General features: G+C 71.1%; 13 protein-coding genes. 6 read left to right on the forward strand and 7 right to left on the reverse strand.

Annotated features, from left to right (window positions below; genetic code table 11):
* Positions 1–145: 145 nt before the first annotated feature.
* The 4 genes from ABD798_RS09980 to ABD798_RS09995 are packed head-to-tail and all read right to left on the reverse strand — an operon-like array spanning position 146 to position 3,493.
* On the reverse strand, positions 146–664 hold the full coding sequence (locus tag ABD798_RS09980; RefSeq protein WP_344873070.1) for a DUF501 domain-containing protein: 519 nt from the start codon (positions 662–664) through the stop codon (positions 146–148).
* A 5-nt stretch (positions 665–669) separates the two neighbouring features.
* Positions 670–1,305 (reverse strand): FtsB family cell division protein, encoded by a 636-nt coding sequence (locus tag ABD798_RS09985; protein ID WP_344873072.1) that lies wholly within the window; start codon positions 1,303–1,305, stop codon positions 670–672.
* Positions 1,306–1,311: 6 nt separating this feature from the next.
* A complete protein-coding gene (eno, locus tag ABD798_RS09990) occupies positions 1,312–2,604 on the reverse strand; it encodes a phosphopyruvate hydratase (RefSeq protein ID WP_344873074.1) in 1,293 nt (430 codons plus the stop codon).
* A 46-nt stretch (positions 2,605–2,650) separates the two neighbouring features.
* Complete coding sequence (locus ABD798_RS09995; protein ID WP_344873076.1) at positions 2,651–3,493, reverse strand: LysR substrate-binding domain-containing protein; 843 nt, start codon at positions 3,491–3,493, stop codon at positions 2,651–2,653.
* Positions 3,494–3,591: 98 nt separating this feature from the next.
* Here ABD798_RS09995 and ABD798_RS10000 point away from each other — a divergent pair, with 98 nt between their 5' ends.
* The gene (locus ABD798_RS10000) at positions 3,592–4,488 is read left to right on the forward strand and encodes a DMT family transporter (protein WP_344873078.1); all 897 of its coding nucleotides are present in this window, start codon (positions 3,592–3,594) and stop codon (positions 4,486–4,488) included.
* A gap of 85 nt (positions 4,489–4,573) precedes the next feature.
* Positions 4,574–4,951 (forward strand): tetratricopeptide repeat protein, encoded by a 378-nt coding sequence (locus ABD798_RS10005; protein WP_344873080.1) that lies wholly within the window; start codon positions 4,574–4,576, stop codon positions 4,949–4,951.
* A gap of 132 nt (positions 4,952–5,083) precedes the next feature.
* Here ABD798_RS10005 and ABD798_RS10010 read toward each other — a convergent pair whose 3' ends face one another.
* Together ABD798_RS10010 and ABD798_RS10015 are read right to left on the reverse strand one after the other, a co-directional pair.
* On the reverse strand, positions 5,084–5,917 hold the full coding sequence (locus ABD798_RS10010) for a lytic transglycosylase domain-containing protein (RefSeq protein WP_344873082.1): 834 nt from the start codon (positions 5,915–5,917) through the stop codon (positions 5,084–5,086).
* Between the two features lie 39 nt (positions 5,918–5,956).
* Complete coding sequence (locus tag ABD798_RS10015; protein WP_344873084.1) at positions 5,957–6,760, reverse strand: lytic transglycosylase domain-containing protein; 804 nt, start codon at positions 6,758–6,760, stop codon at positions 5,957–5,959.
* Between the two features lie 282 nt (positions 6,761–7,042).
* On the opposite strand from ABD798_RS10015, the gene efeU reads away from it, so the two are divergent.
* From efeU to pip, 4 genes are read left to right on the forward strand one after another with little or no spacing between them, the layout of a single operon-like run.
* Entirely contained in the window at positions 7,043–7,870 is an 828-nt protein-coding gene (gene efeU, locus ABD798_RS10020) for an iron uptake transporter permease EfeU (RefSeq protein WP_344873086.1), read from the forward strand.
* Positions 7,867–8,979 (forward strand): iron uptake system protein EfeO, encoded by a 1,113-nt coding sequence (gene efeO / locus ABD798_RS10025; protein ID WP_344873088.1) that lies wholly within the window; start codon positions 7,867–7,869, stop codon positions 8,977–8,979. The genes efeU and efeO overlap by 4 nt, the downstream gene beginning before the upstream one ends.
* Entirely contained in the window at positions 8,976–10,205 is a 1,230-nt protein-coding gene (gene efeB, locus ABD798_RS10030; protein ID WP_344873090.1) for an iron uptake transporter deferrochelatase/peroxidase subunit, read from the forward strand. Before efeO ends, efeB begins: the two co-directional genes overlap by 4 nt.
* A gap of 45 nt (positions 10,206–10,250) precedes the next feature.
* Positions 10,251–11,210: a prolyl aminopeptidase gene (pip, locus tag ABD798_RS10035; RefSeq protein WP_344873092.1), complete on the forward strand. Its 960-nt coding sequence runs from the start codon at positions 10,251–10,253 to the stop codon at positions 11,208–11,210.
* Between the two features lie 50 nt (positions 11,211–11,260).
* Here pip and ABD798_RS10040 read toward each other — a convergent pair whose 3' ends face one another.
* The gene (locus ABD798_RS10040; protein WP_344873094.1) at positions 11,261–14,461 is read right to left on the reverse strand and encodes a S41 family peptidase; all 3,201 of its coding nucleotides are present in this window, start codon (positions 14,459–14,461) and stop codon (positions 11,261–11,263) included.
* Positions 14,462–14,619: the final 158 nt, after the last annotated feature.

Raw genomic sequence — 14,619 nt, forward strand, 5'->3', positions numbered from 1 at the left:
CCCCCAGCCCAGCCATCTCCAACGACAGCAAACCCCGCAACACCGCTGGGTTTGCAGCGGTTAACAACGATCAACAGAGGGGTTTGCCGGTCTTGAAGACACCCCAACCTCCGGTGACGCAGCTCAACCACTTGCAGGACGGGCGCTAGGGCTGCGGGGTGTGGCGCTGGGCGCAGGGGCCGGGCTTCCACCACTCGCCTGCGGCCTCGATGGACTCGTCGCCGAAGGGGTTGACGCCGGGGCCGGTCGCGAGGGCGTGCGCCACGTGGACGTGCAGGCACTTCACGCGGTCGGGCATACCGCCCGCGCTGACCTTGGTACCCAAGGACTCGATGGAGTCGCGTTCGGCCAGGTAGGACTCGTGCGCCTTGAGGTACTGCTCGGCCAGGGCCGGGTCCTCGGCGAGGCGGTCGGTCATCTCCTGCATCACGCCGGACGCTTCCTGCGTGCCCAGGCGCGAGGACAGCCGCGCGCAGGTCAGGTAGTACATCGTCGGGAACGGGGTCCCGTCCTCCAGGCGCGGGTTGGTCTGCACGACCGCCGGGTCGCCGCACGGGCAGCGGTAGGCGACGGCGCGCACGCCGCGCGGGGTCCTGCCGAGCTGCGCGGTGATCGCGTCCCGGTCTGCCTGGCTTGCGGGCTCGTGCCCGGCTCCGGACGTCACTGCGGTCAGCCTCCGACGATCGAGTCCCACAGGCGCTCGAACCACGACTTGTTCGGGGTCGCCTGCTTGGTGGTGTCCTGTTCCTGCGGCGGCGCCGGGGTCGGCAGTTCCACCACGTACGGGGTCTCCCCCGGGTTGACGTACTTCAGCCGCCGCCGCGCCTCGGCCTCGACCTGGGCGGGGTCCAGCAGCTGGGCCTTGCGCTCCTCCAGCCGCCGCACCTCGTCGGCGTTCTGCTGCTGGGACAGGGTTTCCTGCTTGATCTCCGAGCGCTGGCTGATGTAGGTCCGCAGCGGCACGGCCACGGACAGCACCAGAGCGCACACCACCAGCGCCAGCATCGCGGCCCTGCGGGTGGAGGAGAGCTGGAAGGCTCCCGCCGCCTTCGGGGCCATGCTCTGCCTGCGCGGCGGCTGCGGAGTTCGGCGCGGGGCACCGCCGCGGTGGGGCGAGCCCGGCTGCTGCTCGCGCGCGTGCGGTCGGCCCGCGCGCTCACCACCGCTCCGCTCGCCCCGGTCGCCTCTGTCTCCCCGGATACCGGTCCAGCCGCTCAGCCTGCGCTGGGCGCGCTCCGGTCGACGCGCCGCCGCGGCCTCGGTCCGGCGACGGCGGCGCTCCCGATCCTGATCGCGCCCAGCCATGGCTCATCAGCCCCCGTTGGCCGGGGTGTAGCGCGGGAAGGCGAGGTCGCCCGCGTAGCGCGCCGCGTCGCCGAGGGCTTCCTCGATGCGCAGCAGCTGGTTGTACTTGGCGACGCGCTCGGAGCGGGCGGGCGCACCGGTCTTGATCTGGCCCGCGCTGGTCGCCACGGCCAGGTCGGCGATGGTGGTGTCCTCGGTCTCGCCGGAGCGGTGGCTCATCATGCAGCGGTAGCCGCAGGTCTGCGCCAGGGTGACCGCGTCGAGGGTCTCCGAGAGCGTGCCGATCTGGTTGACCTTCACCAGCAGCGCGTTGGCGGCGCGGCGGGAGATGCCCTCCTCCAGGCGCTCGGAGTTGGTGACGAACAGGTCGTCGCCGACGATCTGGACGCGCTCGCCCAGCTCGCTGGTCATCCGCACCCAGCCGTCCCAGTCGTCCTCGCTCAGCGGGTCCTCGATGGAGACCAGCGGGTAGGCCTTGACCAGCTCCTCGTAGTAGCCGGTCATCTGCTCGGCGCTGCGCTTGGAGCCCTCGAAGTGGTAGGCGCCGTCGCGGTAGAACTCGGTCGCGGCCACGTCGAGCGCGAGCACGACATCGCGGCCGAGCCGGTAGCCCGCCTTCTCCACGGCGCTGGCGATCAGGTCCAGCGCGTCGCGGTTGCTGGGCAGGTCGGGGGCGAAGCCGCCCTCATCGCCCAGACCGGTGTTGAGGCCCTTGGCCTTGAGCACCGACTTCAGCGCGTGGTAGACCTCCGCGCCCCAGCGAACGGCCTCGCGGAAGGACTCCGCGCCGATCGGGGCGATCATGAACTCCTGGATGTCGACGCCGCTGTCCGCGTGCGCACCACCGTTGATGATGTTCATCATCGGCACCGGGAGCACGTGCGCGTTGGGGCCGCCGACGTAGCGGAACAGCTCGAGACCGCTGCTCTCCGCCGCCGCCTTGGCCACGGCGAGCGAGGCGCCGAGGATGGCGTTCGCGCCGAGGCGGGACTTGTCGGGGGTGCCGTCCAGGTCGACCAGCTTCTGGTCGACGACGCGCTGCTCGATGGCCTCGATGCCGGTGAGCGCGGGGCCGATCTCGTCGAGGACCGCGGTCACGGCCTTCTCGACGCCCTTGCCCAGGTAGCGGCCCTTGTCGCCGTCGCGGAGCTCGACCGCCTCGTGCTCACCGGTCGACGCCCCGGACGGGACGGCGGCGCGCCCCAGGGTTCCGTCGTCCAGCAGCACCTCAACCTCGACGGTGGGGTTTCCGCGCGAATCCAGGATCTCGCGGGCGCCTACCTGCTCGATGACCGCCACGTGCGCTCCCTCTTTACCAGCGTGTGGGACCCAACAGGCGCCGAGCCTAGTCGTGCCGGGCGAGCACGTCGCGGACCACCTCCGCGGCGACCGCGGCGAGCCCCGCCGGAGCGCCCCTGCGCGCCCTGACCCGCAGCGGAGCGGGCCGCAACACGGGCAAGCCTTCGTATTCGGCCAACCCCTCGGGACGGCGCGCGGTGACGGGGAGCAATGTGACGCCGAGCCCACCTCGGGCCGCCGCGAGCACGCCGGAGAGGTCCTGCGCCTCGCACGCGAGCCGGTACGGGACGTGCTCCTCGTTGAGCACGGCGAGGGCGGTCCGGCGCACGACGCAGGGCTCGGCGTAGACGACCAGCGGCAGCGGATCGGTCGGCACGAACTTCGGCGCCGCGAACCAGGTGAGCCGCATCGTGCCCGCCGCGCGGCTGCGCCCGCCCGTAGGCCCGCCGAGCAGCAGCGCGAGGTCGACGTCACCTCGCTCCACCGCCTCGGCCAGCCGTGCCGTGCGGTCCAGCCGGAAGCGGATCTCGCGCTGGGGGAAGGCATCGCGCAGAGCGACGGCGAGTTCGGGCAGGAGTTGGTCGGCGGCGTGCTCGCTGGAGCCGATGACCAGTGCGGCGTCGTGGTCGAGGCCGAGCCTGCGCAGCGCCTGGTCGTGCGCGGCGAGGATCGTCCTCGCCTCGGCGAGCAGCCGGTCACCGCGCTCGGTGAAGCGGCTCTGCCTGCCGTCGCGTTCGAGCAGCTCCCCGCCGACGATCTTGGCCAGCCGGGCGACGTGCTGGCTGACGGCGGACTGCGTGAGGTGCAGAGCTGTTGCCGCGCGGTGGAAACCCCCGTGGTCGGCGATCGCCACGAGGCTGCGCAGCTGGACGATGTCGAGCACGGCCATGACCCGGATGCTAACCGCTCAATCCATCACGTCTGCTGATCGATCGCGTTTCCTAATCGTTCGGGTGCGCGGTGGCTGGTCCGGCTCAGGCTTGCCGCATGAGGATTCCCGTTCCGGTCGCGCTCGGAGTCGTGTTCGTCTGGACCTCCGGTTACGTGTTGGGCGCCTTGGCGGTCGGCGTGGTCCCGCCGTACCTGCTGACGGCGGTTCGCCTGACGCTGGGCGCGGTGTTGATGGGCGCGATCGCACTCGTGACTCGCGCGCGCTGGCCGCGCGGACGGCTCCTGCTGCACGTCGCTGTCGCCGGTGTGCTCACGCAAGCCGTGCAGTTCGCCGGTGTCTACGGCGGTTTGCAGGCAGGAGTGCCCGCGGCGGTGACCGCGCTCGTGATGGCGTTGAACCCCGTGCTGACAGCGGTTCTGGTGACGGGCCTGCTCGGCGAGCGCGTGGGTCGTCGGCAGCTGGTCGGGCTCGCGCTCGGCGTGCTGTCGGTGCTCGCGGTGCTCGGCGAGCGCGTGGTGGAGGTGGGTCTGGACGCGGGGAGCCTGCTGACGCTGATCGGCCTCTTCGGCTTCGCCGCAGGGGGGATCTACCAGCAGCGGTTCTGCGTCGGCGTCGACGTGCGGGCCGCGAGCACCGTCCAGATGGCCGTGTCCGCTCCGCTGGTCGGAGTGCTCGCGCTGTTCGAGGCCGGGACCGTGCAGGACTGGACCGGCGCCGGGCTGATCGCGCTGTGGTTGGTGTTGATCAACGCTCTGTTCGGGACGGCGGTGTACTTCGAGGCGGTCCGGCGCGGTGGGGCCCGGCGCGCCAGCTCGCTGTTCAGCGTCGTGCCCGCCATGACCGCGATCGCCGCGTGGCCGGTCCTGGGCGAGGTGCCGTCGCTCGGAGCCGCCTTCGGCTTGGTCGTCGGAGCGGCCGCGTGCGTGCTGGGAACGGCGGACATCCGTCCGGTACCGCGAAGAGATCGCGTCGCGACCGTCCATCCGGGATGATCACTGAGGGTGCCGGAGCGCGCGCCGGCTGCCCACCATCCGGCGGTCGATCACTGGCCGTCCCCGGCGTAGCGTGGGGTGGACCATGAGCGACGGCACATTCGAGGCGTTCCGCAAGGCCGAGGCGCTACTGGCGCGACGGCGGCCCCTCGACGCCATCCGGGCGCTGGAGCCGGTTCTCGAGGACGAGCCCAACACGCCGAGCGTTCAACTGCTCGCCGCCCGCGCCTACTTCGCCTCTGCGCAGCTCAACCGGGCCGAGACCGCTTTCCGCAAGGTCGTCGAGCTCGACCCGACCGACCACTACGCGCGCTTCGGCCTCGGCAAGACGCTGCACCGCCAAGGTCGGCTGCACGACGCCGTGCGCGAGCTCAGGATCGCCGTCGCCATGCTGCCCTCCCCCGACTACCAGGAAGCCCTCAACGAGGTGCGCGCCCGCATAGCCGTGGAGAACAGCAACTGACCGCCCTTCCCCCCGGCCTCAACGCGGGCTCCGCACCAATGCCGCGTTTGGTCCGTTGAACGCGCTGAATGACTCATTCAGGTACTTGAGCGCCCTCAATGACTCATTCAGCTACTTGAACGGAGTGCGCGGCTAGCGGGGGAGGCTGCGGCGGGCGTAGGTGTCGGCCAGGCCGAAGACCTTTTGGCCGTACTCCGTGGAGTTGTTGTAGGCGAAGACGGCGGCCCACCAGCCCTTGGCGTCGCTGAGGTCGCGGTTGGCGGAGCAGAGGTAGCGCGCCGCGGTGACGGCGGCGTCGTCGATCTGCTGGGGGTCGGCGCGGCCGTCGCCGTTGCCGTCAGCGGCGTAGCGCTTCCACGTGCCGGGGATGAATTGGAGCGGCCCGACGGCGCGGTCCCAGGTGGTGTCCCCGTCAAGGGTTCCGCCGTCGGTGTCGGGGATGGCGCGCACGTTGGGGCCGCCGTCGAGCGGGATGCCGATGATCGGCTTGGACGGCCTGCCCTCGTCGGTGAGGGTGGCCCCGCCGTAGCGGCCGTGGTTGGACTCGATGCGGCCGATCCCCGCGACAGTGGCCCAGGACAGGCGGCAGCGCGGGCGCTCCACGCGCATGGCCAGGTCGGCGAGTGCGTAAGCGCGCAACGCCCGCGCGGGCACGTCGACGGTGTCGGCGAGGCGGTTGGCCCACTCGGTCAACGAATCGCGCGCGGCGGGAGAGCCCTGCGGCGTCGGCTGTTGCTGGTCTGGGACGACGCCCGCGTCACCGGGCACGACCGAACCGGGACGCACGGGAGCGGCGGTGACCGGAGTCTCCAGCCGGTTGTCCCGCGACGGCGTCATCAGGTCGGACAGAACGGCCAGGCCCGCACCGCCGACGCCGAGCACCAGAACGACGATGAGCAGCCGCCCCAGCAGCGAGCGACCGCGGCGCGGCGGGGTCGGCGACAGCACAGGGGCGGGGGTTACCACCCGGTCAGGTTACGTGCACTTCGGGCCGAACGGTCGGCCTCAACGGCTCAACCTGCCATAACGATCAGCGCGGTCCAGGACGTCCTGGGCGTAGCGACGGCTCTCGTTGTAGGTCAGCACCGCGCGCCACCAGCCGTCCTCGGTGCCCAGGTCGCCGCCGGAAGCGCACAGGTAGCGGGCGGCGGCGAGCGCGGCGTCATCGAGGTCGTTGGGGTCGGCGCGCCCGTCACCGTCGGCGTCGGCGCCCCAAGAGCGCCAGGTCGTGGGGATGAACTGCATCGGGCCGACGGCGCGGTCCCACACGGTGTCCCCGTCGAGCACCCCGAGGTCGGAGTCCGGGATCGACTTCACACCGGGCCGCCCGTCCAGCGGAAGCCCTCGGATGGGCACGGTCGGCCGGGCGTCGGCGTCCAGCCGGGCACCGTTGAAGCGCCCGTGGTTGGACTCGACCTGGCCGATGCCCGCGAGCAGGGTCCAGGTGATCCGGCAGGCCGGGCGCTCGCGCTGGAGCCGCGCGGTCGCGTAGCCGTAGGCCTGCATCGCCGCGCGCGGCACGTTGAGCCGGTCGGACAGGCCGCCCGCCCAGCTCGCGAGCTGTCGCTGGGGCGTCTGGCCGAACACGGTCAGGTGCGCGGCGACCCCGAGCACCGGCAGCGCGGTGCCGCTGTTGGGCGGGGCGTTCGCGGGCAGCAGCGGTGCGGTGGGGCCCGTCGGCTGCTGCCGGGCCCCGACCTCCGGGTCACCTGCGACCAGCAGGGCCGAGAGCGTGCACGCGGCGACGCCCAGCGAACCGAGCGCGAGCGCGGACCACCGTTTTCGCCTCCAGGCAACGTCGAAACGCAAGGAAGCCTCCTCTCCAACCGCCCAGCGTGCCGGTAACGGAACGGTTTCAGCAGAGTAGACAGGAGGACTCGCAGAGCGGTCACGCCGCCAGGTGAGAAGGTTCGCCCGTCCGGTTGACCATGATCTGGTCGACGCGCGAACACGGGGAGAAACGCGGGGAGAATTGTCGGATTTGCCGCCTTGTCCGGGGACATCCCACACAGAACCCTCGAACGGCACTAGACAGCGCAGGTCAGGCTAACCTAATTTCGCCCGTCGGGTTCGCGACGGAAGGACTGCGGAGTGCTGTTCAGCAACGCCCTCATCGGGCTGCGCGAGGGCCTGGAAGCCGCCCTCGTGATCAGCATCCTGGTGGCCTTCCTCGTCCGCACCGACCGCCGCTCCGCGCTGCCGCTGGTGTGGACCGGGGTCGCCGTCGCGATCGGGCTCTCGGTCGCGGCGGGCGCGCTGCTCACCTTCACCGCCGCCAGCCTCAGCTTCGAGCAGCAGGAGGCCTTCGGCGGCTTCGCGTCGATCGTCGCGGTCGCCCTGGTCACCGGCATGATCTTCTGGATGCGCCGCACCGCGCGCACGCTCGCAGGGCAGCTGCGCGAGAAGCTCGGCGAGGCACTGGAGATCGGCCCGGCCGCGGTGATCGCGGTGGCCTTCCTGGCCGTGGCCCGCGAGGGCCTTGAGACCGCGCTGTTCTTCTTCTCCAGCGTGCAGGCCGCTGGCGGCGGAACGCTGGAACCGTTGCTGGGCTTCGTGATCGGCATCGCCGTCGCGGTCGTGCTCGCGTGGCTGCTCTACCTCGGGACCGCGCGGGTGAACCTGGGGAAGTTCTTCACCGTCACCGGGGTCCTGCTGGTCTTCGTCGCGGCGGGCGTGCTGGCCTACGGCGTGCACGACCTCCAGGAGGCGGCGATCCTGCCGGGCCTGAACACGCTGGCCTTCGACGTCAGCGAGTACGTGCCCGCCGACTCCTGGTACGGCACGTTGCTCAAGGGAATCCTCAACTTCTCCCCGCAGACCACCGTGCTCGAAGCCGTGGTGTGGGGCGCCTACGTCCTCGTCGTCCTCACCCTTTTCCTTGCCCCGCAAAGCAAGCGCACCCAGGAGACCGCACAGTGAACAGAAGGCCGTACATCGCAGCACTTGCGCTGGTCTCGCTCTCCGCCTGCGGCTCCCCCGCCGGGGACGGCGGCCCGATCGCGGTGCGCGCCACCGACACGGAGTGCGCGGTCGCCAAGACCACGACAGGCGCCGGGACGATCACCTTCGAGGTGGCGAACAAGGGCACGAAGGTCACCGAGTTCTACCTCTACGCCGAGGGCGACCGGATCATGGGCGAGGTCGAGAACATCGGCCCCGGCCTGACCCGCAAGCTCAACGTGGAGGTCTCCGAGGGCGGCAAGTACACGACCGCCTGCAAGCCGGGGATGAAGGGCGACGGCATCCGCGCCGCCTTCACCGTGACCGGCGGCGCCGCCAAGGCCGTCGACGGAGACGCGAAACTGGCCGAGGCGACCAAGAGCTACCAGCGCTACGTGAACTCGCAGTCCGACGCGCTGCTGGCGAAGACGACCGAGTTCGTGAACGCCGTCAAGGCGGGCAAGGTCGAGGACGCGAAGGCGCTGTTCCCGATCGCGCGGACGTACTGGGAGCGGATCGAGCCGGTCGCGGAGAGCTTCGGCGACCTGGACCCGAAGATCGACGGCCGCGAGGACGTGATCGAGGAGGGTAGTGAGTTCACCGGCTACCACCGGCTGGAGAAGGACCTGTGGGTGGACGGCCTGAAGCCGGACTCGAACTCCATCGCCGACCGGCTGCTCACCGACGTGAAGGAGATCGTCGAGCGGGCGAAGAAGGTCGAGCTGACCCCGTTGCAGCTGGCCAACGGCGCCAAGGAACTGCTGGACGAGGTCGCCACCGGCAAGATCACCGGCGAGGAGGACCGCTACTCGCACACCGATCTCTGGGACTTCCGGGCCAACGTGGACGGCGCGCAGGCCGCCATCGCCTCGCTGCGCCCCGTGCTCGTGGAGCGGGACGCCAAGACTCTGTCCACTGTGGAGGAACGGTTCTCCGCGCTGGACAAGCTGCTGGAGAAGCAGCGCAAGGGCGACGGGTTCAAGCTCTACACCGAGCTGACCGAGCCGGAGAAGAAGGAGCTGGCGGCGGGTGTCGACGCGCTCGGCGAGCCGCTGAGCAAGGTCGCGTCGGTGGTGGCTGGCAAATGACGGGCGTCTCCCGGCGCAGGCTGTTCGGCTACGCGGGTGCCGGGGTGGCGCTCGCCGGAGCCGGAGCTACGGCCGGAGTCCTTGCGGCGCAACCGAAATCCACCCCTCATGTGGTGCCGTTCCACGGCGAGCACCAGGCCGGGATCACCACGGCGGCGCAGGACCGGCTGCACTTCGTGTCCTTCGACGTCACCACGGACAAGCGCGCCGAACTCGTGGACCTGTTGCGCGAGTGGACGATCGCGGCCGAGCGCATGACCAAGGGCGAGGAAGCCGCTGACCGGGGCGCTGTCGGCGGCCCGCAGCACGCTCCGCCAGCGGACACCGGTGAGGCGCTTGGGCTTTCGGCCGCCTCGCTGACGCTGACCGTGGGCTTCGGGCCGTCGTTGTTCGACAAGCGCTTCGGCCTGGAGCCAGCCCGCCCGGCCGCGCTCGCGGAGCTGCCGAGGTTCCCGCAGGACGACCTCGACCCCAAGCGCAGCGGCGGCGACATCTGCGTGCAGGCGTGCGCGGACGACCCCCAGGTCGCGGTGCACGCGGTGCGCAACCTCGCGCGGATCGGCTTCGGCGCGGTCGCGGTGCGCTGGTCGCAGCTCGGCTTCGGGCGCACGTCCTCGACCACGAAGGACCAGGCCACGCCTCGGAACCTGTTCGGGTTCAAGGACGGCACGAACAACATCAAGGCGGAGAGCCCCGAGGAGCTGCGCGAGCACGTGTGGGTCCGCGACGGCGAAGGTCCACAGTGGATGGTCGGCGGCAGCTACCTGGTCGCGCGCCGCATCCGCATGCACATCGAGACCTGGGACCGGACCTCGCTGGCCGAGCAGGAGGCGATCGTCGGCAGGAAGAAGGGCTCCGGCGCGCCACTGGGCCAGACCGAGGAGTTCGACCCGGTCGACCTGCACGTGAAGGGCGCGGGCGGGGTGCCGCTGATCGCCGAGGACTCGCACGTCCGGCTGGCGGCGGCGGAGTCGCTCGGCGGGGTGAAGATCTTGCGGCGCGGCTACAACTTCACCGACGGCTCCGACGGTTTCGGGCACCTCGACGCGGGGCTGTTCTTCATCTGCTTCAACCGCGATCCGCGCACGCAGTTCGTTCCCATGCAGCAGGCACTGTCCAGTCGGGACACAATGATGGAGTACTTGAAGCACAACGGTTCCGGGTTGTTCGCCTGTCCGCCGGGCGTGCGCCCCGGAGAATTCTGGGGACAGCGGTTGTTCCAGTAACCAGACTGGCTCGTTTCCCCTTTCACACGGAGAAGGAGCCAACCCATGGGTGCGCCCTACCCACCGATCGAGCCCTACGACCACGGTCTGCTCGACGTCGGTGACGGGAACCTCGTCTACTGGGAGACCTGCGGGAACCCCGACGGCAAGCCCGCCGTGGTGGTGCACGGCGGGCCGGGATCGGGGTGTTCGGCCAACCCGAGGAAGAACTTCGACCCCGAGCGCTATCGGACGATCCTGTTCGACCAGCGCGGTTGCGGGCGCAGCCTGCCGCACGCCAGCGATCCGGCGACGGACATGAGCGTCAACACCACCGAGCACCTCATCGGTGACATGGAGAAGCTGCGCGAGCACCTCGGCGTCGAACGCTGGCTGCTCTACGGCGGTTCGTGGGGCGTGACGCTCGCGCTCGCCTACGCGCAGCGGTTCCCCGAGCGCGTGTCCGAAATGGTGCTGATCTCGCTGAGCACCACGCGCCGCCGCGAGCTGGATTGGCTCTACGGCGGGGTGAAGCGGTTCTTCCCCGAGGCCTTCGAGCGGTTCCGCGACGCCGTGCCGGAGGCCGACCGCGACGGCAACCTGATGGCCGCCTACGCGCGCTTGATGGAGGACCCCGACCCCGAGGTGCGCGCGAAGGCCGCGCAGGAGTGGTGTCTTTGGGAGGACACCGTGCTCAGCCTGGAGCCCAACGGCTCGATGAGCCCGTTCGTCGGACGGCCTTCGGACTCCACCCTCGCGCTGGTCCGGATCATCACGCACTACTACTCGAACGCGGGGTGGCTGGAGGAGGACGTTCTGATCCGGGAAGCCCATCGCCTCAAGGGAATCCCCGGTGTGCTGATCCACGGGCGCCAGGACCTCAGCTGCCCCGTGGAGACCGCCCACGCGCTCGCGGCGAACTGGCCCGACGCCGAACTGCACGTCGTTGACGCGGCGGGCCACCTTGGCGGCGGCGACACGTCCAAGCACCTCTTCGCCGCGCTGGACCGCTTCGCCACCACCTGACGCGACGCGGCGGGCGGTCCCAGCTCAGGCACCGCCCGCCGCGCTTCAGGTCAGGACAGCTCGGGCAGCGCGGGGAGGGTGACCGCCGGGGTTTCCTCCAGCGCCTCCAACGCCATCCGGATCGCGGTGTCCAGCTGCGGGTCGCGGCCGTTGACCCAGTCCTGCGGGGCCATCACGACCTCGACGTCCGGGTCGACGCCGTGGTTCTCCATGCCCCACTCCACGCCCTTGATCCACGTGGCGTAGCTGGGCTGCGTGACAAGCGTGCCGTCGACGAGGCGGTAGCGGGAGTCGATGCCGACCGTTCCGCCCCACGTGCGCGTGCCGACCACCGGCCCGATCCCCATCGCCTTCGCCGCGGCGTTGACGATGTCGCCGTCGGAGCCGGAGAACTCGTTGGCCACCAACACGACCGGTCCGCGCGCGGCGTGCATCGGGTAGGTGGTCGGTTGGTAGCCACCGCGACCGACCTGCCAGCCGATGACACGTCGAGCCAGCTTCTCCACCACCAGCTGGGAAACGTGCCCGCCACGGTTCTCGCGGACGTCGGCGATGACACCCTCCTTCGCCGTCTCCACGCGGAGGTCGCGGTGCAGTTCCGCCCAGCCCGCCCCCATCATGTCCGGGACGTGCACGTAGCCGATGCGGCCTTCGGCCACTCTGTCCACATAGGACCTTCGGTCGGCCACCCACGCCTGGTAGCGCAGGGTTTCCTCCGAACCCAGGGGCACGACGACCACGCGCCGCGACTCCCCGCCGTCACGCGGTCCGACCGTCAGCTCGATCGCCGTGTCCGCCGTTCCCACGAGCAGCGGGCCGGGCCCGGACTCCGCGTCGACCGCGCGTCCGTTCACCGCGAGCAGCGCATCGCCCTCGCGGACGCCGACCCCGGGAGCGGCCAGCGGCGACCGCGCGTCCGGCACGGAGGACTCGCCGGGCAGGACCCGCACGACCCGCCAGACCCCGTCCTCGTCGCGGGCGATGTCCGCGCCCAGCTTGCCCATCCGGCGCGCGGCGGCGTTCGGGCGGGCGGGCGGCACCACGTAGGCGTGCGAGGCGGCGAGCTCCGCCTGCACCTCCCACAACATGTCGACGAAGTCGTCGTGACTGCCGAGTCGTTCCAGCAGCGGCTCGTACCGGTCGAGCACGCCCGCCCAGTCGACGCCGCTCATGTCCTCGCGCCAGTAGTGGTCGCGCATGAGGCGGCCGTTCTCGCGGAAGGCTTGGCGCCACTCGGCTCCCGGGTCGATGACCACGCGCACCCGCGACAGCTCGACCTCGATGCGGTCGTCGCCCGCGTCGCCGTTGGACTTCGCCTTGCGGTCGGCGGGGAGCACGCGCAGACCACCGCTGTCGCGCACCACGATCCGCTTGCCGTCACCGCTCACCGAGTACCAGTCGAGCTCGTCGACCAACTCCTCGACGGAGCGCTTCTCCAGGTCGAAGTACTCCAGGGAGTTCGGCTGGCCGTCGACACCGCTCGCCCCGTCCTCGTCGAGCACGCCGTTGGTCGGGTAGCGCAGCCACAGCAGGCCGCCCTCCGCCGCGCTCAGCGCGTGGTAGCGGCCGGTCGGCACCGGGAACGCGACCACGCGGGCGGCAAGGCCGTCGATGTCGACGGTGACTGTGACCGAGCGGTCCTCCTTCTTCTTGTCCTTCTGCTCGTCGTCGGAGTCCGGCGTGAACGGGCGACCGTCCAGCTGCGGGCCGAACGGCGAGCGGGTCGTCACGCCCAGCGGCACCAGGTACGGCCGCCCGCCGCTGGCGAAGGACATGTCGAACACGTGCTCGTCGTAGATCGGGTCGAAGTTGCGCTTGGACAGGAAGGCGAGGTGCTTGCCGTCCGAGGTGAACGCGGGCGAGTGGTCGACGAAGCGCAGCGGAGTGACGTCCACAGTGGACAGATCGTCCACGCGGGCCAGCCGGATCTGCCGCAGCGGCCACGCTCCGGGGTGCGACCACGCCACCCACTCGGAGTCCGGCGAGAACACCGCGTCCTCCGGGTCGCCCTGCTCCCCGACCGCCAGTTCGCGCAGCGCGCCGCTGCCCACGTCGATCAGCACCAGCCGGCAGTCGTGCGTGGTGGCCGCGATGGTGCTGCCGTCCGGCGACACCGCCAACTCCTGCACGCGGCCGAGCTGGCCGGAGGCGAGCCTGCGCGGGGTCACGCCCGCCGCGCGCCCGGCGACCGGGCTGATCTCCAGCGCGTCCTCGCCGTCCGCGTCGGTCACCCACACCACGCGGTCGTCGCCGAGCGGTCGCGGCAACCGGCCGCGCACGCCGGGCTCAGCGGCGAGGGCTCGCACCGGCCCATCGCGGTGGGTCAGCCAGTGCACGGTCCCGCGCACCTCGATCGCGCTCGCGCGTCCCGTGCGGTCCGACACCGCCGCGCCCAGGTGCTTCGCGGTGGGCACCGGCGTCGGCTGGCGGAACGGCCTCGGCCCGGTGAGCCGCACGTCGAGCTTGCGGGGCTCGGCGTCCAGACCGTCGAGCAGCCACAGCGAACCGCCGCTCTGGTAGACCACCCGCGAACCGTCCGTGCTGGCGTGCCTGGCGAAGAAGTCCTCGTGCGAGGTGTGCCGCCGCACGTCGGAGCCGTCCGCGGCGCACGAGTAGAGGTTGCCGAAGCCCTCGTGGTCGGAGATGAAGACGATCCGCCCGTCCACCCAGAGCGGCCGGACCAGTGAGGAGCGCAGCTCCGGCAGAAGGCGCTCGAACTCGCCGTCGCCGTCGGTGTCGATCCAGAGCTTGCCCGCCCTGCCGCCCCGGTAGCGCTTCCACCACGCGGGTTCCGGGTTCGCCGTCGAGCTGAGCACCACCGCTCCGTCCGGCGCGACCGCGACACCGCTGACCGGCCCGTAGGGCAGGCGGGTCGCGGGGGCTCCGTCCACGGGCACGGCGCGCGCCCAGGTGTGCGGAAGGCTCTGCTCGCCGACCGCGCTGATCGCGAGGACGTCGCCGTCGGCCGTCCAGCCCAGCACGTTGGCCTTGAGATCGCCCCAGTGCGTCAGCCGCTTGCCGAGCCCTCCGGCGACCGGGACCACGTGGACCTCGGGGGCGCCGTTGAGCCTGCTGGCCCAGGCGAGCAGTTCGCCGTCGGGAGAGAAGCGGGGGTTCGCGGCGGGGACTCCGTCCGCCGTGACCCTCCAGGCGCGGCCACCGTCGAGCGGGGCCAGCCAGACGTCGTCCTCGGCGACGAAGGTCACCAGATCGTCGTGCACGTGCGGAAAGCGCAGGTACCCATCTGTCACCGCACCGACGTTAGTCCCTGCCCCCGTTACCCGGTCGTGAACGGACCCGCGCCGTATTCACACTTCAACACCCACCGAAGCCCCCAACGACCCCTTCAGTGCGTTGAACGCACTAAACGACCCGTTGAGGTCCTTGAACGCACTGAACGACCCGTTCA

Source organism: Allokutzneria multivorans, assembly GCF_039537405.1.
In the GTDB taxonomy this organism is placed as follows: domain Bacteria; phylum Actinomycetota; class Actinomycetes; order Mycobacteriales; family Pseudonocardiaceae; genus Allokutzneria; species Allokutzneria multivorans.

Bases quoted from the DNA above. Each gene is read 5' to 3' on its own strand.
- pip (WP_344873092.1), top strand. From the start codon at position 10,251: ATGGGTGCGCCCTACCCACCGATCGAGCCCTACGACCACGGTCTGCTC.
- ABD798_RS10000 (WP_344873078.1), top strand. From the start codon at position 3,592: ATGAGGATTCCCGTTCCGGTCGCGCTCGGAGTCGTGTTCGTCTGGACC.
- efeB (WP_344873090.1), top strand. From the start codon at position 8,976: ATGACGGGCGTCTCCCGGCGCAGGCTGTTCGGCTACGCGGGTGCCGGG.
- ABD798_RS09995 (WP_344873076.1), bottom strand. From the start codon at position 3,493: ATGGCCGTGCTCGACATCGTCCAGCTGCGCAGCCTCGTGGCGATCGCC.
- ABD798_RS10005 (WP_344873080.1), top strand. From the start codon at position 4,574: ATGAGCGACGGCACATTCGAGGCGTTCCGCAAGGCCGAGGCGCTACTG.
- ABD798_RS09985 (WP_344873072.1), bottom strand. From the start codon at position 1,305: ATGGCTGGGCGCGATCAGGATCGGGAGCGCCGCCGTCGCCGGACCGAG.